The organism is Hallella sp., assembly GCF_037460745.1.
Taxonomy (GTDB): Bacteria; Bacteroidota; Bacteroidia; order Bacteroidales; family Bacteroidaceae; genus Prevotella; species Prevotella faecis.
The window spans coordinates 1-22718 of sequence record NZ_JAXVAE010000069.1 but is presented as its reverse complement, the minus strand read 5'-3'; the positions used below and the strand labels follow the sequence as shown (position 1 = coordinate 22718).

Below are 22718 nucleotides of genomic sequence, written 5' to 3'. Positions count from 1 at the left end.
TTTATTTGATGAATTTTAATAACTATGCGATTTTATCGCATCAGTACTAACAAAATCTAATATGAGACTTAACCGTTCTTTCTTAACCCTCGGCTTGGCCGCTGCCCTGTTGCAGGCGCCAGCCCCCGCGTCGGCCCAGTCAGCGGGTCGGCAGAACCCGTTGTTGCAGAAGAGCAGTCTGCCCTTTGGAGCGCCCGACTTCAACAAGATTCAGGAGTCCGACTACCTGCCGGCCATCGAGGAGGCCATCAAGATACAACGCGCCAACATCCAGAAGATCGTGGACAACAAGAAGAAACCCACCTTCGCCAACACCATCCTCGCCTATGAGGAGAGTGGCGTGGTGCTCGACCGCGTGACGAGCGTGTTCTTCGGTCTGACCAGCGCCCACAAGACGCCCGTCATCGCCGAGACGGAGAAGAAGGTGTCGCCCATGATGACCGACCTGAGCAACGAGATCTCGTTCAACAAGAAGCTCTTCGAGCGTGTGAAATATGTGTACGACAACGAGTATGCGAAACTCAAGGGCGAGGACAAGCGCCTCACGGAGATCGTCTACAAGGGATTCGTGCGCTCGGGAGCACTGTTGCCCGCCGATAAGATGGAGCGCATGAAGCAGATCAACTCGCGCATCTCCGACCTGCAACAGCAATGGGGCGACCTGCTGCCCGACGCCACCAACAACGCCGTGGTGTGGGTAAAAAGCAAGGAGGAACTGGCCGGACTGAGCGAAGCCGACATTGCGCAGTGTAAGAACGACGCGCAGAGCCGTGGGGCCAAGGCGCCCTACTGCATCGTGATCATCAACACCACGCAGCAGCCCATTCTCGCCAACCTGGCCAACCGCGACTTGCGACGCAGGGTGTATGAGGCCAGCATTCATCGCGCCGATGGCACCAACCCGAAATTCAACACGTTCCCCATCGTGGTGGAGATAGCGAAACTGCGCGCCGAGAAGGCGAAGATCATGGGCTACGACACCTACGCCGACTTCGCATTGGAGCGCACCACGGCGAAGAATGTGAAGAACGTGGACAATTTCCTCACACAACTCATCAGCGAGTATGCGCCCAAGGCCGACGCCGAGACGCGCGCCATTGAGCAATACGCGCAGCGCACCGAGGGCAAGGATTTCCGCCTGCAGCCCTACGACCGCTTCTACTACTCGGCAAAGATGAAGAAGGAAATGCTCAACATCACCGACGATGAGGTGAAGCCTTACTTCAATGTCGACAGTGTGCAGATCAATGGCGTGTTCTACGCCGCCAACCGCGCCTACGGCCTGACATTCAAGCAGCGCAAGGACATCCCCACCTATCATCCCGACATGAAGGTGTTTGAGGTGTTCGACCGCAACGGCAAGGCCATCGCCCTGTTCTACAGCGACTTCTTCCGCAGGCCCACAAAGCGGGGCGGCGCATGGATGAGCAGCTTCGCCAAGCAGAGCCGACAGCGCCACCAGTTGCCCGTCATCTATAACGTGTGCAACAACGCCAAGGCGCCCGAGGGACAGCCGTCGCTCCTCACATGGGACGAGGTGTGCACCATGTTCCATGAGTTTGGACACGCCTTGCATGGCATACTCTCCAACTGCCAGTACGACGCACTGTCGGGAACGGCCGTGCCACGCGACTTCGTGGAGATGCCGTCGCAGTTCAACGAGTCGTTCGCCCAGATTCCTGAGGTGTTCGACCATTTCGCGCGCCACGCCGTGACCGGACAGCCCATGCCCGCCGCACTGAAGGAGCGCATGCTGAAGAGCATCAACTTCCAAACGGCCTACGCCTTGGGCGAGAACCTCGCAGCCACCTGCCTCGACCTCGCTTGGCATAAGATCAGCGCCGAGGAGGTGCCATCGGTCTACATGGCTGGCGCCTTCGAGAAGGAGCAACTGCACAACGTGGGATTGCTCAACACGCAGATCCCGCCGCGTTACATCACATCCTATTTCAATCATGTGTGGGGTGGCGGCTACGCTGCCGGCTACTACAGCTACCTCTGGACGGAGGTGCTGGCCGTGAACATCGCCGACTACTTCGCCAAGCATGGCGCCCTCGCCCCCGCCGTGGGCCAAGCCTTCCGCGATAAGATCATCAGCCGTGGCAACACCAAAGACCCCATGGAGATGTTCACCGACTTCACGGGAATGAAGCAGCCCGACGCCTCCACCTTCCTGAAGGCAAGAGGCTTGTAACCGATAAGCCTGGGCAGGGCAGCAGCCCAGCCCTGCCCAGGCTTCGCAGCAGGCCCCAACCCAGCACCCGCAGCCCGCACCAGCCCCGCACCGCAGCTCGCCTGTCACCGGCCCTGCCAAGGCTTCGCACCGCCCAGGCTTCGCAGCCCGCCCGTCACTGGCCCAGCACCCGCTTGCGAAAAGAATTTCGGGCGCATATTTGCGCCCGCTTCTTCCCATCATCAACCCTCAAACCCATCTTTATGATTAACCGTCTTCTTTCTTTCCTTGACGCCTCGCCCGTAAATTTCCTGGCCGTCAAGAACATTGCCGACAGCCTGGAGGCTGCTGGCTTCCGCCGCCTCGACGCCCGCCAACCGCTTGGCGAGGTGAAGGCCGGCGACTGCCTCTTCGCCACCAAGAACGCCTCATCGGTCTACGCCTTCCGCATAGGGCGCCAGCCGCTCTCCGAAGCGGGCTTCCACATGATATGCGCCCATAGCGACTCGCCCACCTTCCGCATCAAGCCCAACGCGGAGATGCTCACCGAGGGTGGCCTGGTGAAGCTCAACACCGAGGTGTATGGCGGCCCCATCATGTCGACCTGGTTCGACCGGCCGCTGACGCTCGCCGGCCGTGTCATCGTGCGCGGCGACGACGTGATGCACCCCATCACGATGCTCATGCATGTGCGCCGCCCGTTGCTGCAGATCAGCAACCTCGCCATCCATTTCAACCGCCAGGTGAACGACGGCGTGAAACTGAGCCGACAAAAAGATGTATTGCCGCTGCTCGGACAGGTGACCAGCCAACTGGAGGAGGGCAACCTCCTGATGAACATCATCGTGGAAGAGCTCAACAAGCAACGCCCCGTGAAGCGCGAGGACATCCTCGATTTCGACCTCTACCTGGCCGACGCGTCGCCTGCCTGCACCTTCGGCGCACACAACGAGTTCATCTCGTCGGGCCGTCTCGACGATCTCTCGATGTGCTACGCCGGCCTGGAGGCGCTGTTGGCTGCCGACACCACCGACACCACGCAGGTGCTCGCCATCTTCGACAACGAAGAGACGGGATCGCAGACCAAGCAGGGGGCGGCCAGTCCGTTCCTGGCCTACCTGTTGCAGCGCATCGCCCTGGCCCAGAGCCACACCGAGGAGGCCTACTACCAGGCTGTGGAGCGCGCCTTCATGATCTCGGCCGACAACGCCCATGCCTGGCATCCCAACTACGCCGAGAAGTACGACCCGACAAACCATCCCATGCTGGGCGGCGGACCGGTCATCAAGTTCAACGCCGCACAGAAATATGCGAGCGACGCAGCCTCGGCAGCCATCTTCGCATCGCTCTGCGAGAAGGCCGGCGTGCCCTGCCAGCGCTTCGTGAACCACAGCGACGTGGCGGGCGGCAGCACCCTCGGCAACATCCTCGCCTCCTCGATTCCCCTGCAGGGCGTCGACATGGGCAACGCCATCCTCGCCATGCACAGCATACGCGAGACCGGCAGCGTCCAAGACCACCTCTACACCGTAAAGGTCTTCACCGAGTTTTATAAGCAATAGAGGTAAGGCAGAATAAAGGCCAAGCCCGAAAAGCTTAAACCCTAAAGGCTTAGCCCCAAGCATAGCTTACCGAAGAAGCCAACCCACACCAGGGGGGGGGGCGACACAACAAGCCCAGCAAGCGCACCGTGCCCGTTTGCCCGATACGCCTTGCTGGGCTCTCTCTCTTACTTGATAATTCCACTTGATTGGGCTATCTCTCTTGAGTCAGAGATAGGCCACGCAGTGCCATTTCGCTTACTTCAACACCTTGCGAACCTGGTTGCCCTGGCGCTCAATGACGAGGCCCTTCTGGGCGCGGTTAGCGTCGATCTGGCGGCCCGCAGCGTCGTAGACGCGTGTGGGAGCAGCCTCATTGGCCTCAGCGTTGATGTCGCGAATGTCCGTAACCGGCACAAGGTCGTACTTCACAGGTCCCTGCTCGGGGCGGTGAACCACCACCATGTCGAAGCTATAGCTGTATTGCTCATGATAGGTGCCGATGATGCAATCCATGGCATCGAGACGGAAGTAACCGTCGCCACGGCCACTGTAACCCCAGTTCACACCCACGTTGCCATTGGCGTCGTAGCCGTCGAGCACGAAGCAGTGGAAAGCAGCGGTGCCATTATACTTGGAGCCACCGGCGTACAGCACGGGGTTGCCGGCGCTGATCTCGCGATACACCACCTCACACCACTTGGCGTTGTCGTAGTTGTTGGGCTCAGGATAATCCTTGTAGCCATAATACTGCGCATAATAGCCGAAGTTGTCAACCAGTCCGTCGGCAGCGTCGTACAGATAAGCGCCACTGACATCGATGCCGTATGTCATGTGGGCAGCCACGCCGCAATGGTACATGAGCGTAGCGATGGCACGCTTCTGCGTCACGTTGAAACCATTGGAATAGTCGGGCAGCAGGTCGTCGAAATTGTAAGTGGCCTGCGAATAATCGACCGTGTACTTCTTGTTCTCAAAGAACGTAAAATTGGTTCCCTTACCTGTGGTGGGATATTTATGGTAATAGAGAATCTGCGCCATGGCGGTGGCCACACATCCCGTTACACAGTTTCTACCACTCGAATTCTTCGGGCAAAGCGAATTGTAGGGCTTCCCCTGGTCCCACTTAGACTCCACGAGGTGGCTCACCGACGTCTTGCAGTCGCTGGGCACACGCACCGCACGATGCGGCGCAACCATGGCGCGATCGTTGAGCTTCTGCTCGGCCATCGAGAGGTACCACGACAGTGCGGGGTTGTCGGTGGCAAACAGGTTGTCGGCCGAATAGCCCACCACCGGCGTGTTGGCGTCGTCGTTGGCGATGATGGCGAAGCCGCCGTCGTCGTAGCCCATGACGGTATATGCCTTGGTGGCAGAAAGCTTCTTCAGTTCGGGCGTCACCTTGCCGGCAGCCATTGAGCGCTTCACGGCAGCAGGCGCAATGAGGCGCTTGGCGATGCGGGCTATGTCCTGGGGCGAACGCTCCTTAGCGGTGGCAGGAACGAAGGTGGCCGAGAGCGCTAAGGCAAGAAATAGGAGAAGGGTAGTGTACTTTTTCATAAATCGATGCAATGTTGTTGATTCTTATTCGGGGGGAATGCCCAAAGCCCCATAAACTCATGGGGGCAGAAGGGCTGCGCATCATGCCCGATGAGCCTACCGAGGCTGGCCCTTGATGGTACAGTTGACTCGATAGGCTCAGTAGGCTTGTGGCCTTACAGCCTTGGGCTATGATACTTATTTACGTTTCATGACGCAATCGGTATAGATAAACGCATTGCCACCATACCATGCGGTGAAGTTTTCGAAGGTGATGTTGAAATCATCGTCGTAATGGGCAATGACTGGCTCCGTCTCCGAGTTGGCGGAAGCGAAGGTGTAATAGGTGCCCCATGTAGCCGGCTTGAAGGTGATGGTTCTTGAAAGCTTGTCGACCTCGCCGATGTTCTCATCGTTCCAACCGTAGAAGTTGATGAGCTTGATGTGTGTGTCGTCGATCTGGCGAACGAGCACCTCGTCTGTGCGTTTCACGTCCTGCTTGGTGTATTCCTCACCAAAGTAGTCGTAACCTGTGCAGGTGGCGGTGTAAGTGCCCACGAGGTCGTTGGCCTCGCCATTCTCTTCCCAACCCCACTCAAACTCGTCGTAAGCGCCGGCGCCAACCTGGCCGTTGGCATCGTAAAGGATGGCCCAGAACCAGAGGTTACCCTTCGAACCTGTTTCGTCGGCGTAGAAGAATGAGTGACCATCGCTGCAGAACATGTCGAGCTCCAATACAGAGGTGACATTCACGATATTGAAGCCAGACTCCAACGGGTAGCCATAAGGACGCATCTCATACTCGTTCTTGTCGTTCATCTCGATCATGAAGTTGATGCTGTAACCCACAGCGCCATAAGGATTCTCGATGGAGTAAGTGCCGTCGTCGTAAGCCACGATCTCGGCCTCAAACTTGTTTTCGCCATCGGGAAGGTTCTTCATGGTATAGGTACCGGTGTGGCGCCAAAGAACGTTTCTAACGCGCTCGAACGTGAACTGGAAGGGCTCAGAGTCGCTATAGGTGTCGTCGTCGCTGTAAGCCACGATGGTGATGGTGCGCTGACCCAGCTCCAAGCCAATGAGCGTAACGCTATTGGTGGTGGTGGTGCCACTGACACCCGTGTCGAGGCTATACCTGTAACCAGAAGCGTGCTCCACGGCGGGCCACGTTACGGTCACACCACCATTGCCGTTGGCCGTAGTGGCCGACGATACCGACACGAGCGGAACCTGCTGACTGGTGGTAGCCTTGAGCACAGCGATGGGCGACGTGGTCTTGTCGCTGTTGAGGGCGGTGAATGCCCACACCTTCAGCGTGTACTCGGTGTTGGCCTTCAGACCGGTGGCCACAAGCGACGTGGCCTGCGTAACGTCGGCGGTGATGACGTGGTCGAACGCGTCGACAAGCTCATAGGCATACTGCGTGGCGTCGGCTACGGGATCCCAATGGAAGGCCAACGAGCTAACGGTCTGACCATCCTGTGAAATGGTGGGCATCTGCAACGGAGTCTTCTCGTCGTCGTCGCTGCACGAGGTGAACGACACCAAGGCGAAGAGGGCGACAGCCAGCATCGTGCCTAATCTGGAAATGATTGACTTATCGTATTTCATATACAGTATTCATTAATCGTTAAACATTGAGTGATAAAACACTGCCGCTTCCCATTAGCCAATGGGGTCCCAGTATCCGTAAAGATCGGTGTAGCCTGAATCGGTTTCGTCGGTGTAATAGACAAACGGGATGAGCTTGAAACAAGGCTCTGTGGCTGAGCCGCGCATATCAACGTTGCCCCACCACTCGTCGGAGGTGTCGTACCAGAAGTTGACGAAGTCGATACCTACGAACTCCTCACCGTCGGGATACCACTGAGCGTAAATGCCATTGTCGGCGTCTTGCATGAGGAACCAGCAAGTCTTACCGGCTGGGTCGGCTGCCCAATGGTTGTAAGGCGAAGGAATGCCATGCCATGTAGAACGGTCGTTGGGGTTGAAGTTGGCCGCGTCGTGCATCGAAGCGTCCATCGGATCGGCTGCCAGGATAGAGAACTCCCAGTTGATGCCTGAGTTGAGGAAGTTGTTGATGCGGAAGCGGTTCTTGCCCTCGAGCCAATAGATCTCAGAACGGGTGTCGGCAAACTCGCCCTGGTTCCACTTGAAGACGCCCTCGGTGAGCTTCACCCAACGGATCAGAGAAGCCTCATACTTGAACGAAGCCATACCGTCGGTGGCCACATACGGGTTGGTGTAAGCCTCATCCACGTGGATGATGAGGGTGTAGGTGTGGAGCATCTCCATGCCGGGATACTTAATCTCGAGGGTTGTTTCGTTCGCGCCGTCCTGGAAAGTGGCGGTGGCGGGAATTGTGAACACCTTGTCGGCCTTGTCGACAATGATGGGCACGGTGAGCTCGCCCTTGTTGTTGAGACGCTTCAGGGTAAGCGTGAACGACTGGCTCTGGGCATACTCCTCAGGTGTGAGCGTAGCCGTGGCCTCGTTAGACGATGCGAAATAGACGCCAGGGTTGTCGGGCGACACCTTCTTGGGCCACTCGAAATTGTCGTCGTCGGAGCATGCCGTGAAGGCGGCCGCTACGAAAACAGCGACGAACATGTATAGGATATTAGTTAATTTTCTCATTGTAGTCGGTGTTAATAGTGTGTTAAGAGTACGTTTATACCATTTTGCCATTGGCTTGTATTAAGGTGTGATGGCACCCGACGTGTTCGGACCAATGACAACGGCTGGGTTGTGGTTGCGCTCATACTCGGAGATGATGTAGTTCATCCAAGGAGCCACGTAGCCAGCGTAAGAGTTGAGCTGCATGGTTGAAGCGTAGTTGCTGCCGGCATACTTGCGGATGACGGGCAGGTTGAGGCGCTTGTAATCGAAGAACACGAGACCCTCGCCCCAGAGCTCTATGCGGCGCTGAACCATCAGGGCGTCGATGAAGTCGTTCATGTTGGTGGCGGTGCACTTGTATGAGCCATCCTTGTAACGATACTGGTTGACCCACTTCTCGAGCTCCTGTGCGGCAGCTGCCACGCCCTGTGTGTGGGCGATGCACTCGAAGTAGTCGAAATACATCTCCTCCACGCGCATGATGGGCAGAGAGGCTATCAGACCCACGGTGAGGTCGGTGAGGTTGCCGCTACCTGAGCGGAACTTCAGGTTGGCGTATGCGGGCAGTGTAGACCACTTCTCGCCTGTGACCTTCGTCTTGTAGCCAGCGGGCACGGTAGTCTTTCCTGCGTCGCCAGGATTGATCCATGAGGGACGGCGCCAATCGCCTGTGCCGATCTTGTCGTATAGACCCTTGCTGATGCAACGGTAAGCCCTGTAAGTGGGAGTGCACATACCCCAGTCGGCCTCCGAGGCCATGTAGCCGAGGAACGTGTACCAGAAGAGCTCGTTGATCTGCTCCTTCGAGTTGATGAGTGTACCCAGCATCCAAGAGTTGTTGGCGGTGTTGAAGCCTTGGTCGGGGTCGCTCCACTGCTCCTCTGTGAGCGGTGTGTAGTTGCCCACACCGATGGCCTGCTGTGCATAGTAGGCAGCCTTCTGGTAGCACTCGAGGACTGAAGAGATGCCGAGGTTGTCGTAGCCGTCGTCGGCGTTTTCAGCCTCGATCTGCTTCTGCAGGTCGGCGGGGTTCTTCTCGAAGCGTGTGGCCATGTCGAGCCACAGACGTGTCTTCAGACCGTAGATGACGCTCTGGTCCATGAAGGCCTTGTGCTCGCGGTTGTAGCCTGCGAGGTTCTCCTCGGCGCGGTTGAGGTCGGTCATGATGAAGCGGTTCATCGTGTAGAACGGCGCGCACGGATTGTTCTTGAGCTCCACCTTCGAGGTCTTTTCGGTCACGATAGGAATGGTGATGCCCATGCATCCGATCGAGTCGGCCTGTTTGTCGAGGTAGCTCACACCCGTCTTCTTATACTCGAAGAGGCGCTCCAGGTCGAGGTAAAGCATGGCGCGGTAGCCGTATCCCTGTCCGAGATACTTCTTGGCGGCCTCATTGCCACCGTCGACGGCATCCTTACCCACGCTGATAACACCATTGGCGTTCTTGATAAACACATAGTAATAATAGAATGTGTAATAGTAAGCGTAGCGCAGCGATGATCCATCCTCTATGTAGTCCCAATAGTTGAAGCTATTGTCGCTCTGCGGGAAGTCGGCGCAAAGCAGGTCGCGCATGTACATCTGGCAGGGATAACCCCAGTCCTGCGTGTAGTCGCCCGAATTGTAGGTGTTCCATGTGGTGAGGAACGAGGGCAACGAGTTGGCTAAGTATGACAACGACTTACTGTCGGTCTTGATGGTCGCGGGCGTGGCCTCGTCAGTCGGCACGGTCTCGTCAATACATGCTGATAGGCCGCATAGCGTCATGACGGCGGCGCTGGCGAGAAGCATGTTCTTTATGTATCTTTTCATGATAGTATTCTTTTAGAAAGGTTATACGTTTGTTGGTTCACCTCGTTGCGTTAGAACGTTACGGTCAGACCACCTGTGAATGTGCGCACCTGTGAGTAGGACGACTCAGATGATGATCCCCAGAAGCTTCCGCGCGGGTCGAAGCCCTTGCGCTTGCTGAGGTAGAAGAGGTTCTCGCCCGATGCGTAGACGCGCACGCCACTCAGGCCAATCTTGCTCACGATTCGCTTCGGCAGTGTGTAGCCGATGTTGACGTTCTGCAGGGTGAGCGTAGAGGCGTCGGTGAGGAAGCGGTCGGACGTGGCTGCCGAGCGCGTGTCGATGTCCTTAACAGCATACTGGAAGCGAGGAATCTGGCTGCTGGTGTTGGTCTCCGACCAAGCGTTGAACAGGTCCTTGTGCAAGGAGAAGCCGGTGTAGACGGTGCTCGGGTTGCCCATGAGCGACTGGTAACCCCAGTCCATGGCCTTGCCGCCGAGCGAGTAGCTCATCGACACTGAGAGGTCGAAGCCGTAGAGGCTCAGCTGTGTGCTCAGACCACCATAGAGCTTCGGGTCGGGAGAGCCGCAGTTGAAGTAAGAGGCCTGGTTGAAGGCTGTGGTGGCTGAGAGCTCGCCTGTCTCGGGATTCTCCACGTACCATGTTGACTCGCCATTCTCGTTGACGCCAGCGAATTTCTTCAGGCGGAAGGTGTGGTAAGGAAGGCCCTCACCCACGTAGTAGTTGCCGTCGGTGTAACCGGGATGGCCGTCGAGCATGGCGCCTCTGTTGTCGGCGCTCAGCATGGTCACCTCGTTCTTGAAGTGTGTGGCGTTGAAGTTGATCATCCAGTTGACGTCCTTCGTGCGGATGGGGTTGAAGTGGAAGTCGAACTCGACACCACGGTTCACCATGTCACCCACGTTGTCGTAAGATCCAGCGTAACCGCCCGACTGGGGCACGTACACGTAGAAGAGCATGTCGGTGGTCTTGCGGCTGAAGTACTCCACGCTACCTGTGATGCGTCGGTCTAAGAGCTCAAACTCTACACCGAGGTTGAAGTTGGAGTTGGTCTCCCATGTGATGTTGGGGTTGCCCACGGTTCCCTGCTTGAACGCCACCTCGCCGTTGAAGTTGTCGAGGTAGTAAGTGTCGGTGTATCTGAAATAGCCGATGGCGTCGTTACCCTGCTGACCCCAAGAGGTCTTCAGCTTGAGCATGTTGACCCAGTCCACATCGAACCAGTTTTCCTTCGAGATGATCCACGCGCCTCCGAGCGAGTAGAAGTTACCCCAGCGATGGTCGGGATGGAAGTTAGAGGAAGCGTCGCGACGGAACGAAGCCGATGCGAAGTAGCGACCGTCGTAGTCGTACATGGCGCGCGAGAAGAAGCCCTCGGTGTTGTAGTGTGTGCTGTTACCGCCGTTGTGCAACTCCTTCACGGCAGCGTCGAGCTCCTGTGCGCCGAAGTAAGAGAACATCTTCGTTCGTGAGGCCCAAAGGCTGTTGCCCTTGTATCTGTAGTTCTCATGGCCAACCATCAACGAGGCGTTGTGCTTGCCAAATGAGCGCGTATAGTTCACGATCTGCTGGAAGTTGAGCGCGTAGCTCTGTCCGTTTGACTTCTGCACGAATCCACCGGGATACAAGTCGGCGGTGTTGCCATAGAACGGCTGCATGGTAGAGGTGCTCTTCGACTCGTTGTTGGTAACGGTACCGTTGAGCGTGATCTTGAGGCCCTCGATCGGTGTGATGTCGGCGAAGCCGGCCAGCGTCATCACATTGATCACATCAAGATCGGTGTTGAGCTCATTGGCCTGCAGGAAGTTGCGTGCGGGGTCGGTAGGACGCAGCATGCCGCCGTTGGCGCCTGCACCGTAATCGTACATCTTACCGTGCTCGTCCATCATGATGTTACCGTTGCCGTCGCGCATATAAACGGGATAGATGGGGGCGTAACGCGTGGTGACGTCGAAGACCGACAGTCCACCTGAGCTCACGTTGTTCTGCTTGGTATGGGTGAAGTTCATGTTGGTTCCCACCTTCAGCCACTTCTTGGCCTGGTAGTCTGATTTCAGGCGTGCGGTGTAACGGTCGAAGTCGGAATGGCGCACCACACCCTCGTTCTTCAGGTAACCGAGCGATGCGTAGTACGACATCTTCTGGGTTCCACCCGAGATATTGAGGTTGTACTCCTGGCGGAGGCTGGTGCGGAAAGCCTCATCCACCCAATTGTCTGGAGCGAGGGTGAAGAACTGCCCGTCGTAGTACACGCGGTTTCCGAGCGTGGCGTTGGGGTTGATGCGTCCGTTGGAACCGATGAGGTACTCGCCCTTAGGCACATTATAAACCACGTAGCCCAAACCACCATCCTGGCCATTCATGCCGATGGTGTTGTTGGCCGTTACGTGTGCGTCGTAAGCCGACATGCCCTTATCGCGCACGTTATAGTTGTACAGGGCCTTGTAATAGAGCTCGTAGTACTGTGCGGGATCGGTGATGCGGTCGTAATCGACCGTGGCGCGACTGTTGGCGCCCCACTTGGCGTCGAGCGTGATGGAAGCCTTCTCGGCGGAGCCCTTCTTGGTGGTGATCATGATCACACCATTGGCACCACGGGCACCGTACAGGGCGTTAGAGGCAGCGTCCTTGAGCACGGTGATGCTTTCCACATCGTTCGGGTTGAGGTTGTTCCAGCCACCGTCGTAGGGAGCACCGTCGACGATGATGAGCGGCTGCGAGTTGGCGTTGATCGAACCAAAGCCGCGGATGGCGAACGAGGGTGTTGAAGTAGGCGAGCCACTGGTGTTGGTCATCTGCACACCGGCGACCTCACCCTTCAAACCGCTGAGTACGTTTGTGAGCTGCTTCTTGTTGAGCACGTCGGCCTTCACCACACCAGCCGAACCGGTGAATGATGATTTCTTCTGCTGACCGAAAGCCACCACGAGGAACTCATCGAGCTGTTCCTGCGAAGGAACCAGTTCCACACGCATGCTCGACATGGCCCGCACGCTCTGCGACTGCATACCTACGTAGGTAACGATCACCTCAGTGCCACGTTTCACTCCCTTGGGGAGCGTGAACTTGCCCTGGGCATCTGTCACAGTGCCTTGGCGTTCGCCTTTGACCTTCACTTGGGCTCCGACCAACGGTTCTCCGTTCTCGTCGCAAACGGTACCGCCGAAAGTACCCGTCGACTGCGCGATGGCCTGGGTTGATAGGGCCAGTAACGCGCTTGCTAACAAAACTCGTACTCTCATAAGATTGTTTTTCATTAATATCCGCGGCATAATTTCATGCCATACAATAGGTTTCGGTTTGCAAATTATAAAAAATGCATGGAACTTGCAAGCGTTTCGTTAAATATTTCTTAAAAATATTACGATATATAGGTATTTAACCGTTTTTCGTTAACAAACGTATGTAATCGAGGTATTTTACTCACAATGTGAAACCGTGTTCGTAAACATCTATTATTATGCAACCTGTGTTCGCTTACACGTTACACCTGCGTCTTGCCTCTTGCAAGAAAGTAGCAAAAAGAAAGCCACGTAAGGTCCCAAACGCCCATTTTGGGCGTGTTTTAATGCTTTTCGGATGACATTGGACTATCATCCGAACCATGTGCCGAATAGGTAGCGGACGTAATATACCGCATGGACATTGGTCCCAAATTAACGGTGGGAAGGATGGGAAAAGCGGTCGGCAAAAGCAAGATAATGAGATGAAAAAAGCAGGAAGATGATTCTGAGAATACAGGATAATGAACCAGCAAAAGCAGGATAATGAACCAGCAAAAGCCGAAGACATGTGTCAAAAGCCAAGCCAAGCGGGCTGAAAAGACAATGGTGGCGCATAGCCCTGTCAACCCAAGGCGGGCTGAAAGCCCAATGACCTCCTCAGCCCAGGGCAAGCGAAGCGACACCCTGGGTATAATGTGCCGTGGAGTTTGCGCCCTGCTTTACTCTAACTGAGCAAGTTTTTCGTGCGAAATTTAGTGTTAATTATCTTTAATTGCTCTTGGGTCTTTTCTGATAAAATCGCTGTCAAACATTTGTCCTTTAGTAACTAGGGAAAATATTATTTTAAGCAACTTGTTCACAATAGCATTAAGAACATAGAAATGCGGTTTCTTGTCTATTATAGTCCTCCTTTCATAATATAGTTTAATTTCCTTGTTGTGCATTCTGGCGCTTTCAGCACAGATATACAACAAGGTTTTTGAACGTCTGTTTCCTATTTTTGACACATGTGCCCCTTTGTTCATCTTGCCTGATGACTTTTCGTAAGGTGCAGTGCCGGCATATGCAGCATACTGACTTGCTGTTTTTATTGTAGTGAAATTTTCAGTCTTTACAATTAGCTCTACAGCTGTGATCAATCCGACACCCTTTACACTTGTTATGATGTCATAATTTCGGGACAACTCTTCATGCGCTCTAATGATATCAAGCATCTGCTTTTCTGTGCGTGCGATTTCCTCGGTGAGGATCTTCATTATTCTTTCCATGCTTTCTTTGACCTGCATACTTCTGCATGGACGGCAATCCTCTCCCTTGTCTGCCGTCACATAGCGTTTGCGGTCTTCTACAAGCATTGTACGGTGACGTGCAAGCTGCTTGAGCTCATACAGTTCTTTCTTTGGAAAGGTCTTGTATATGAGTTTGTCTGTGAACCTCTCTCCGAACTCGCGAAGTACAGCACAATCTAACATGTCTGTCTTTGCACGATCTGGTGCAGACTTATAGGTGTGTATGACATACCCGCCTACATAAGCGATATTTATATGACTTTCGGTGCAGTGCTTCAATAGTCGATCGCCGTAAACACCAGTGTGTTCAGCGACAAGTACTGCATCGGCTGGAAGTGTCTTAATGAACTTTGTAATTCCCGACTCGTTGTTCCTAACAACCTTATGAGCGGGCTTGTTTGACACATTCTTTAATGTAGGAGCTAAAAAACTCACATCAAACTTGTCTTTTGCAAAATCAATTCCGTATATTTGCATGTTGAATAATAATTATTAGAAGAGTGCTCCGTTCTGAGCGGCTATTACTATACTAAGAATACAGACGTGCATATGCATGCTGGTTGATTTACTCTCAAGCTTGTGCTCAGAAAATATCCAGTACCCGAAACAGGGCAAAGCCTTTACGCTTGAAAGGGCACAGGGTTAACGCTGGATATGGAGTATTCTTCTATATTTAACTTCTGTTCTGTCACCAGTGCAAATTTAACAAAGGTATACAGAATGAAAGAATTTTTCTCTTCTTTCTTTTCGTCTGCAAATATAATAGCAAATATAATAGTAAGGGCAAAAGTGCTGAAATATAGCGTGTTATGTTTACTTTTGCCCTTACGGGGCGCGCCTATTGCGAGACGCCAAGCCATGTCTCGCGTTTTTGATAAAAGCGACCCAGATAGCCATTGCGTTTTTAATAGGTGGCTCGCAACGGCCATTACCACTCCTTATTATTATAGGTGGCACATGCGCGCCCTTTGTTTCTCCTATTATAATAGCGCCCCTTCGGGCAGGCGTGGGTTATCCGCCCAGTTGGCCTTTGCTGCGCAGGAAGGTGCGGTGGCCGTAGATGGCTATCACCACGAAGCAGACGAAAGGCAAGATGAACGACACGTTGACGGCGGGCATGCCCAACAGTTCCACCTGGTCGATGATGGCGGCCTGGAACGGGGGCAGCACGCTACCACCGAGGATGGCCATGATGAGACCGGCGGCTCCAAACTTGGCGTCGTCGCCCAAGCCGGTGAGGGCTATGCCGTAAATGGTGGGGAACATGAGCGACATGCAAGCGCTTACACCCACAAGGCAATAGAGGCCGTAGATGTTTTGCAGACCTATGACACCCACCACGAGCAAACTGCCCACGATGGCCAGCACCGTGAGCAAACGCCCTGTGTTGACGTAGCGCAGCAGGAAGGTGCAGATGAAGCGCGAGCAGCAGAAGATAATCATCGCCAGGATGTTGTATTGTTGCGACGTGACCTCGGCGGCCTGCTCAGCCATGCCGTCGGCCATGAGCACCCGTGTGCCATACTGGATGATGAAGGTCCAGCACATGATCTGCACGCCCACGTAGAAAAACTGCGCGATGACGCCCTCACGGTAATGGGGCATGGCGAAGATGCGGCGCAGCGTGGGCACGAAGTCGATGTTATGGTTTTTGTCGCCGTTCTTCGGCATGCGCCAGAACAGGATGAGCACGAACATGGCCAGGATGACGAGGCCGATGGCGAGGTAGGGGCCGATGAGCACCGAGAGGTCATACTCCTTCACGGCCTCAAACTCGGCAGGCGTGAGGCCGGCGCGCGAGGCGGTGTCGAGCGGGTTGAGCTTGGCCTGTATGAAGTTCATGGCCACATACATGCCCAGCAGCGATCCCATGGGGTTGAACGACTGCGCGAGGTTGAGCCGTCGCGTGGCCGTTTCCTCCGTTCCCATCGAGAGGATATAGGGGTTGCTCGACGTCTCGAGGAACGACAGTCCGCAAGTCAGGATGAAATAAGCGATGAGGAACGGATAGTATTCGCCCGTCATCTTGGCCGGATAGAACATGAACGCGCCCAGGGCGTAGAGCCCCAGTCCGACGAGCACGCCCGCCTTGTAACTGTATCGGCGGATAAACATGGCGGCAGGAAACGCCATGGCGAAATAGCCGCCATAGAAGGCCACCTGCACCAGTGCGCCGTCGGTGGCCGACATGCGGAAGATCTTCGAGAACGCCTTCACCATGGGATTGGTGATGTCGTTGGCAAATCCCCACAGCGCGAAGCAGGAGGTGATGAGGATGAAAGGCACGACGTAGCTCACGCCGTCTTTCGATAGGATTGACTGTTTCATAGATTAAACGATTGCGATGCTTCTCATTTCGTGGATGTCGGCCACCTCGCCCTTGGCCAGCGCCTGCGTAAGGATGTTGCCGATGGCGGTGGCCTCCACGGGTCCGGCCTCCACGGGGATGCCGAGCGCCTGTTGGGTGAGGCGGTTGAGAAGTTTGTTTTGTGAGCCTCCACCAATGATGTGGAGCTTCTTGATGGGCTCGGGCAGCATGGCGTTGAGCGCCTGTGTGGCCTCCGCGTATTTGGCAGCGAGCGATTGCAGCACTACGCGTGTGAGGTCGGCCTTGGTCTGCGGCACGTCGAGCGCCTGTCGCTCACAATAGCCGCGTATGGCTTGCTGCATCGACTTGGGGTTCTGAAACTCGGGCGCGTCGACCGGTATGACGGTCTGTATCTCAGCGCGCTCGGCGGCAGCGAGCAAGGGTTCGTATTGCTGCTCGTCGCCCTCGTCGGCCCATTCGGCCATGAGTCGTTGCAGGAACCACAGTCCGGTGATGTTTTGCAGGAACGTTATCTTGCCGCCTATGCCGCCCTCGTTGGTGAACTGTGCGCGTCGGGCCTCCTCGGTGAGGATGGGCGCGTCGAGCTCCACACCCAGCAGCGACCATGTGCCCGAGCTGATGAACGCCACGGGGCGCTCGTCGGCCTTGGCCGGCACGGCAGCCACGGCACTGGCGGTGTCGTGCGATCCCACGGCGATGACATCCACCCGTCCCAGTCCGGTCTCCTCGGCGATGTCGGCGCGCAGTTGTCCACGCACCGTTCCCGGCATGACGATGGGGCAGAACAGGTGGCGCGGCAGTCCGATGCGGTCGATGAGCGGCCAGTCCCATATGCGTGTGGTGGCGTTGAGCATCTCCGAGGTCGATGCGATGGTGTACTCGGTGTTGGCCTCGCCCGTGAGGAAAAACGAGAAGAGGTCGGGGGTGAAGAGCAGTCGGTCGGCAATCTGCAGCTGCGGCGAGTCGGCCCGCTTCATGCTGAGGAGCTGGAACAGGGTGTTGATCTCCATCACCTGGGTGCCGTTCACGGCATAGTGGTCGGTGCGGTCGGTGTGGCTGAAGAAGTGGTCGGCCATGCCCTGCGTGCGTGCGTCGCGGTAGCACACCGGGTTGCCCACGAGGTTGCCCTGGCGGTCGATGAGCCCAAAGTCGACACCCCATGTGTCGACGGCGATGCCCGCCACTTTGAGCCCCATCTGCGCCGCCTTGCGCAGCCCGGCCTTCATGTCTTCGAAGAGGGCTGGGAAATCCCAATACACATGGTCGCCCAGCCTCACCTGTCGGTTCTGAAAGCGGTGCACAAGCTGCATCTGGAGTTGCTTGCGCCCGCCCTCGGTCGTGATGGTTCCGGCAATGACACGGCCTGAGCCGCCGCCGAAGTCGATAGCTAAATAGGTCATTTGTTAGTTGGTTTACACACCCCGCCTTACGCCTTCTTTCCCAGCACGTAGGTCTCCAGGTCGTCGATCTCCTCGGGTGTGAGCGTGTTATACTTGCCGCCGCTGAGCACGATGATGCGGCATGCCATCTCGAAGAACATGGCGCGCTCAAACACCTCGTCGAACGTCTTTCCGCACACCACCTGGCCGTGCTTGAGCATCAGTGCCGAGTTGTGGTTCTTCAGGGCTTCCTTCACGCCCTCCGCCAGCTCGGGCGATCCCGGACGGAAATAGGGTATGACGGGAATCTCGCGGCCCACGTGGCAGGGCACCTCGGCCGTTACGTTGAAATCCTTGGGTGTAGCGCTCATGCACGACACCACCGTGGCATATTTCGACTGGAAATGGAGCACCACGTCGCAATCGGGGCGTTCGCGCAGCACGCCCAAGTGGAAGCCGCTCTCCATCGAGGGCTTCACGCCATTGAGCACCTCGCCCGTGGCCACGCGGCAGATCGACACCTTCTCCTTGGGCAGCGTGGGAACCCACGAGCCTGTGCCCGACACGAGCGCCTCGTCGCCGATGCGCCATGAGATGTTGCCACTTGAGCAAAGCGTCAGCCCTGCGTCGCCCACGCGGTGGGCCTGGCGCAGAAACTCCTGTATCTGATAATCTTGTATCATGGTTGTTCTGGTAGTTTGCCTCGCCGGCCATGAGGGGCGCGGAAGGCAGATGATTGTCATTGTTTGGGGGTTGATGGAACAAGGCCCTCTCCCCTCCCCCTCTTGCGGAGGACGGGAGCGGGCTCTTAACCCCAATGGGCCTGGAGGCCGAAACCGGTGGACGGCTTGTCCACCCGGCTTGGGGTTAAGGGTAGCTGAGGGTTGTTACTTGTAGATGGGACCGTAGTTTTGGCAAGCGCGGAAGTCGGCTCCCTCCTTGTCCATGCCGAAGGCGTTCCATGCGGCGGGACGGAAGATGCGGTCGTCCTCCACGTTGTGCATGCATACGGGTATGCGCAACATTGAGCACAGGGTGATGAGGTCGGCTCCGATGTGGCCGTAAGAGATGGCGCCGTGGTTGGCACCCCAGTTGTTCATCACCGAGTAGACATCCTTGAACGGCGCCTTGCCGCACAAGCGTGGCACAAACCATGTGGTGGGCCATGTGGGGTCGGTGCGCTTGTCGAGGATGGCGTTGATCTCGGGGTCGATCTCCACGGTCCATCCCTCCGCCAGCTGCAGCACCGGGCCGAGCCCCTTCACGAGGTTCAGGCGCACCATGGTGACGGGCATGCCGCCCTTCGAGAGGAAGTTGGATGAGAATCCGCCGCCACGGAAATAGTCGCGGTTGGCGGGATACCATGTGGTGGCCTTCAGGCAGGCGTCGATGTCTTGGTCGGTGAGCTCCCAGAAGTGCTTCATCACGGGGTTGCCCTCGGCGTCGGTGGCTGCGCCCGATCCGTCGAGCGTGGTGGCGCCCGAGTTGATGAGGTGGATGATGCCGCCCGCTGCCCGTCCGGTGAGCTCCTTGCCTGTTACGCGCTTCACGGCCTCGGGGCTCCAATAGGTGCGCACGTCGGAGAAGATCTGGGCGCGCCCTGTGAGCAGGTGGTTGAAGAGCATGGCCACGCCGTTGCCGGCGTCGTTCTCGGTGGCCAGCGTGATGGGCTCGCGCGGTCCGTTCCAGTCGAACGAGGTGTTCATCAGCGCCTCAGGATAGTCGCCATTGGGATAGAAGTCGGTCCATTGGCGCTGTCCCTGGAAGCCGCCGGCGATGGCGTTGTGGCCGATGGCCTCCTCCTTGAACCCTATCTCCTCGAGGCGTGGGTTGCCGTGCATGAGGTCCTTCATGATGATCATCATCTTCACGATAAACTCCCAGTCGGCGTCTTTCTGCTCGCGTGTCTTGGCTTTTCCCTGGCGGTTGGCAATGTCGTCGCCCTCGTTGCACATGCAGTGGTCGCGTGTCCATGCCATGGCCTTCTCAAACTCCTCGGGGTCGTAGATGCCCTCTGTCATGCGGCGTATGATCTCCGTGAGGTCGACGCTCTCGTTGCGCATGCCGAGATACTCCTGGAAGAAGTCGGGGTTGACGATGCTGCCGGCGATGCCCATGCAGGCCGATCCCATCGAGAGGTACGACTTGCCGCGCATGGTGGCCACGGCCTGCGCTGCGCGTGCGAAGCGCAGAATCTTCTCAGCCACATCGGCGGGGATGGAGTCGTCTTCGAGGTCCTGCACATCGTGGCCGTAGATGCCGAAGGCGGGCAGGCCCTTCTGTGCGTGGGCGGCGAGCACGGCGGCCAGGTACACGGCGCCGGGGCGCTCCGTACCGTTGAAGCCCCACACAGCCTTCGGCCAATGGGGGTTCATGTCCATCGTCTCGGCGCCGTAGCACCAGCACGACGTAACGGTGATGGTGGAGCCCACGCCCTCGCGCTCGAACTTCTCGGCACAGGCGGCGCTCTCGCCAACGCGTCCAATGGTGGTATCGGATATGACACACTCGACGGGCGATCCGTCGCCGTTGCGCAGGTTCTCGCTGATCAGTTTGGCTACCGATTTGGCGAGGTTCATCGTCTTTTCCTCAAGACTCTCGCGCACGCCACCCTGACGACCGTCGATGGTGGGGCGAATTCCAATCTTTGGATAATTGCTCATAGTTGGTTGCTTTATTATTAGGTATTATTTAGGTATTGATTGATATGTAAAATCGCGGTTTAGGTTTGTTTGTCCATGCCTCGCTGTTTTCGCAACAGCAGGGCCAGCCCCCTCTTTGAAACATGCCAAAGAAGGATAGTGATGCAAAGATAGCGCATTTATTTCAAAGCGCCACTATGTTGGGTTCCTAAAATAACATTTTTTATTCTGCTAACATCATACGCCAAACGTACCCCCTCTATACAGTTTCTCTAAGTTGTGGCCAAATCGAAGTTCCTTGTTAGTAAGGTTGCATATGGCACTTATGTTGTTGTCCTTTAATATGAAGAAACAATCGGGACGCAGCAAGTCATTGGACAACAAGAACGTGTCGTGAGTAGTCAAGAACAACTGATTGTCGCTCTTGAACAATCGTCGGCTAAGGGCATACGAAAGCTCATGGTGGTAAAAGGCATCAAACTCATCAATGAAGACAAACGAAGCATTTACCATCTCTTTCAGCCAATAGTATTGCAGTTCCAAGTTCATTGTGCCGGTAGACGCAACTAACAAAAAGGGGATGCGAATGCCATTGATAACGGCATAAAGCATGTTTTCGCCCTGTACGGGTTTTGCAAACACAAAGTGCTGACCGCTCACCTCTTTCAGAAACTCCGAGAAGTCTTCTGTAAGGTTGTTGTTTATGATATATTCCTCTATGTTGCTGCCACCCTCTTTTAGGCCGATAAACTCACGATTGTCGAGACTTCTAAAAAACAGCATGTTCTCAACAAAGCTTCTTAACTTCAACAAGGCATGCCCCTCAGGGAAGGGCACGACGCTTAACAGATAATTGACTATTGAGATATTGTTTGCGCTGTTTTTTAAATTGTCTAAAGCTACATCCGTCAGGCCGAACTTCTTGTTCAAGCGTAAGGAATTGACGTCCTTGAAGAGCAATTCCTTTTCGTTCAGAAATAGCTGCTCCTTTACAATAATTCCCTTGAGCTCCTTTGCTGTTTTTGAATAGCTGTACGACACGATGTCTTTGCCAAATCTGAAAACATACTCAAAATCGACCGGCTGGTTATAGCCATATGCCGAAGCGTAATTCAAATAATAGTCAGGCTTCTTCCATTTATGCGACAAGTGGTTGGCTATATCGAAAACTGCCAACCCCAAGTTACTTTTTCCAGATCCATTGGGGCCATATATAATGCCATTCTTCACAACGCCATTTTTTATGGCATCCGTGTTGAAAGAATAGCTGCATGGATGCGACAAATTCCACTCGATCTTATCGCTAAAGCCTCGATAATTCTTAACGGCAAATCTTATTAGCATAACTCTATTGGATACTTAATAATGACATGCGGCAAAGATACTAATTATTTGTTATTCCGTAAAACATTTACGGAATAATGTCGCTCATTCAATAAATATTTCTATGAAACAGCCTACATGCATGCGTCTTTCGCATGTATCTTACGGAAGACCTTCCCACCGTCCTGCTCATACATCATGTTACTCTTTACCCAACAACCCTCTTGTTTTCTTTAGCAAAGTCTGAGTCGATACATTGGGGTTAAGTGCCGGTTTCCTCTCTATCCATTCACGCAGCGGAACAGCGTTCTGCTCCGCTATTTCGCAGCACATCATCAACCACTCCTCGCAGACGGCGGCGAGTGTTTATAAATGCGCGAAAAACCTAAGAATCGTGAAAGGGTTTGCGCCATCCGCTTTTCTTTCCTAAATTCGCGGAACAAATAAAAGCGTAGAAAATGAAACAAGCATCGAGCGATATCATCTGGTTTTGCAGCCAACTACAACAGGCTGAGCAAACCATCTCCCTGGCGTTGGAAAAAGCCGAAGAGTTCTCTGAAGACGACAAAGCGATTGTGGATAGAATCTTGCCCGACGTTGAGCTGATCGACATCACGTTGCTGCAATTGCTGTCGCCCACAATGCCGTAAATGCTAAAGCAGAAAACAATTCTCGTTATGGTATTTGAGGTATTTGGTTACACCCAAGAAACCGAGATTGTAGCTACTATTGAAGACTTCGTTGGCGTACTGTGCTTGTTCGGCAGGAAGAGTGTCGATCCGTTGCGCCGACGGCGCATCAAAACCAAGCGGTAGGCAGCGGAGCAAGAGTAAACAATCCGTGAAAAG

General features: G+C 55.3%; 15 protein-coding genes and 1 pseudogene. 3 read left to right on the top strand and 13 right to left on the bottom strand.

All coding sequences use genetic code 11. The features are described 5' to 3' along the window. Positions 1 to 61 precede the first annotated feature (61 nt). On the top strand, positions 62 to 2194 hold the full coding sequence (locus WKK33_RS03290; RefSeq protein ID WP_337932463.1) for a M3 family metallopeptidase: 2133 nt from the start codon (positions 62 to 64) through the stop codon (positions 2192 to 2194). A 242-nt stretch (positions 2195 to 2436) separates the two neighbouring features. Next, positions 2437 to 3735 carry a M18 family aminopeptidase gene (locus WKK33_RS03285; RefSeq protein ID WP_309438780.1) on the top strand — a complete coding sequence of 433 codons (1299 nt, stop codon included), beginning with the start codon at positions 2437 to 2439 and terminating at the stop codon, positions 3733 to 3735. Positions 3736 to 3972: 237 nt separating this feature from the next. Here the strand turns inward: WKK33_RS03285 and WKK33_RS03280 are convergent, their stop codons facing one another. The 12 genes from WKK33_RS03280 to WKK33_RS03225 form a co-directional block, all read right to left on the bottom strand. Then, positions 3973 to 5274: a C10 family peptidase gene (locus WKK33_RS03280; protein ID WP_337932462.1), complete on the bottom strand. Its 1302-nt coding sequence runs from the start codon at positions 5272 to 5274 to the stop codon at positions 3973 to 3975. Between the two features lie 177 nt (positions 5275 to 5451). Continuing rightward, positions 5452 to 6864: a fibronectin type III domain-containing protein gene (locus tag WKK33_RS03275; protein WP_337932461.1), complete on the bottom strand. Its 1413-nt coding sequence runs from the start codon at positions 6862 to 6864 to the stop codon at positions 5452 to 5454. Positions 6865 to 6918: 54 nt separating this feature from the next. After that, the gene (locus WKK33_RS03270; protein ID WP_337636411.1) at positions 6919 to 7890 is read right to left on the bottom strand and encodes a hypothetical protein; all 972 of its coding nucleotides are present in this window, start codon (positions 7888 to 7890) and stop codon (positions 6919 to 6921) included. A 60-nt stretch (positions 7891 to 7950) separates the two neighbouring features. Further along, positions 7951 to 9684, bottom strand: a complete 1734-nt coding sequence (locus WKK33_RS03265) for a RagB/SusD family nutrient uptake outer membrane protein (protein ID WP_337932460.1) — start codon at positions 9682 to 9684, stop codon at positions 7951 to 7953. Between the two features lie 50 nt (positions 9685 to 9734). Next, positions 9735 to 12926 (bottom strand): TonB-dependent receptor, encoded by a 3192-nt coding sequence (locus WKK33_RS03260; protein ID WP_337932459.1) that lies wholly within the window; start codon positions 12924 to 12926, stop codon positions 9735 to 9737. 740 nt (positions 12927 to 13666) lie between these two features. Further along, complete coding sequence (locus WKK33_RS03255) at positions 13667 to 14674, bottom strand: IS110 family transposase (protein WP_337932457.1); 1008 nt, start codon at positions 14672 to 14674, stop codon at positions 13667 to 13669. 143 nt (positions 14675 to 14817) lie between these two features. After that, positions 14818 to 15057: a hypothetical protein gene (locus WKK33_RS03250; protein WP_337932456.1), complete on the bottom strand. Its 240-nt coding sequence runs from the start codon at positions 15055 to 15057 to the stop codon at positions 14818 to 14820. Between the two features lie 151 nt (positions 15058 to 15208). Then, positions 15209 to 16525: an L-fucose:H+ symporter permease gene (gene fucP / locus WKK33_RS03245; protein WP_337932454.1), complete on the bottom strand. Its 1317-nt coding sequence runs from the start codon at positions 16523 to 16525 to the stop codon at positions 15209 to 15211. A gap of 3 nt (positions 16526 to 16528) precedes the next feature. Continuing rightward, on the bottom strand, positions 16529 to 17926 hold the full coding sequence (locus WKK33_RS03240; RefSeq protein WP_337932452.1) for a rhamnulokinase family protein: 1398 nt from the start codon (positions 17924 to 17926) through the stop codon (positions 16529 to 16531). 26 nt (positions 17927 to 17952) lie between these two features. Continuing rightward, positions 17953 to 18588: a class II aldolase/adducin family protein gene (locus WKK33_RS03235; protein WP_215760881.1), complete on the bottom strand. Its 636-nt coding sequence runs from the start codon at positions 18586 to 18588 to the stop codon at positions 17953 to 17955. Positions 18589 to 18792: 204 nt separating this feature from the next. Next, the gene (fucI, locus tag WKK33_RS03230; protein WP_337570919.1) at positions 18793 to 20568 is read right to left on the bottom strand and encodes an L-fucose isomerase; all 1776 of its coding nucleotides are present in this window, start codon (positions 20566 to 20568) and stop codon (positions 18793 to 18795) included. A 216-nt stretch (positions 20569 to 20784) separates the two neighbouring features. Then, complete coding sequence (locus WKK33_RS03225) at positions 20785 to 21891, bottom strand: AAA family ATPase (protein ID WP_215760964.1); 1107 nt, start codon at positions 21889 to 21891, stop codon at positions 20785 to 20787. A 437-nt stretch (positions 21892 to 22328) separates the two neighbouring features. On the opposite strand from WKK33_RS03225, the gene WKK33_RS03220 reads away from it, so the two are divergent. Beyond that, entirely contained in the window at positions 22329 to 22520 is a 192-nt protein-coding gene (locus WKK33_RS03220; protein WP_337932451.1) for a hypothetical protein, read from the top strand. 3 nt (positions 22521 to 22523) lie between these two features. Here WKK33_RS03220 and WKK33_RS03215 read toward each other — a convergent pair. Continuing rightward, positions 22524 to 22718: pseudogene (locus WKK33_RS03215) on the bottom strand (hypothetical protein); the annotation flags it as partial.

Excerpts from the sequence above, each read along its gene's own strand:
- WKK33_RS03240 (WP_337932452.1), bottom strand. The coding sequence starts at position 17,926 with ATGACCTATTTAGCTATCGACTTCGGCGGCGGCTCAGGCCGTGTCATT.
- WKK33_RS03275 (WP_337932461.1), bottom strand. The coding sequence starts at position 6,864 with ATGAAATACGATAAGTCAATCATTTCCAGATTAGGCACGATGCTGGCT.
- WKK33_RS03250 (WP_337932456.1), bottom strand. The coding sequence starts at position 15,057 with ATGGCTTGGCGTCTCGCAATAGGCGCGCCCCGTAAGGGCAAAAGTAAA.
- WKK33_RS03220 (WP_337932451.1), top strand. The coding sequence starts at position 22,329 with ATGAAACAAGCATCGAGCGATATCATCTGGTTTTGCAGCCAACTACAA.
- WKK33_RS03265 (WP_337932460.1), bottom strand. The coding sequence starts at position 9,684 with ATGAAAAGATACATAAAGAACATGCTTCTCGCCAGCGCCGCCGTCATG.
- WKK33_RS03225 (WP_215760964.1), bottom strand. The coding sequence starts at position 21,891 with ATGCTAATAAGATTTGCCGTTAAGAATTATCGAGGCTTTAGCGATAAG.
- fucP (WP_337932454.1), bottom strand. The coding sequence starts at position 16,525 with ATGAAACAGTCAATCCTATCGAAAGACGGCGTGAGCTACGTCGTGCCT.
- WKK33_RS03285 (WP_309438780.1), top strand. The coding sequence starts at position 2,437 with ATGATTAACCGTCTTCTTTCTTTCCTTGACGCCTCGCCCGTAAATTTC.
- WKK33_RS03260 (WP_337932459.1), bottom strand. The coding sequence starts at position 12,926 with ATGAGAGTACGAGTTTTGTTAGCAAGCGCGTTACTGGCCCTATCAACC.
- WKK33_RS03290 (WP_337932463.1), top strand. The coding sequence starts at position 62 with ATGAGACTTAACCGTTCTTTCTTAACCCTCGGCTTGGCCGCTGCCCTG.
- WKK33_RS03270 (WP_337636411.1), bottom strand. The coding sequence starts at position 7,890 with ATGAGAAAATTAACTAATATCCTATACATGTTCGTCGCTGTTTTCGTA.
- fucI (WP_337570919.1), bottom strand. The coding sequence starts at position 20,568 with ATGAGCAATTATCCAAAGATTGGAATTCGCCCCACCATCGACGGTCGT.
- WKK33_RS03255 (WP_337932457.1), bottom strand. The coding sequence starts at position 14,674 with ATGCAAATATACGGAATTGATTTTGCAAAAGACAAGTTTGATGTGAGT.
- WKK33_RS03280 (WP_337932462.1), bottom strand. The coding sequence starts at position 5,274 with ATGAAAAAGTACACTACCCTTCTCCTATTTCTTGCCTTAGCGCTCTCG.
- WKK33_RS03235 (WP_215760881.1), bottom strand. The coding sequence starts at position 18,588 with ATGATACAAGATTATCAGATACAGGAGTTTCTGCGCCAGGCCCACCGC.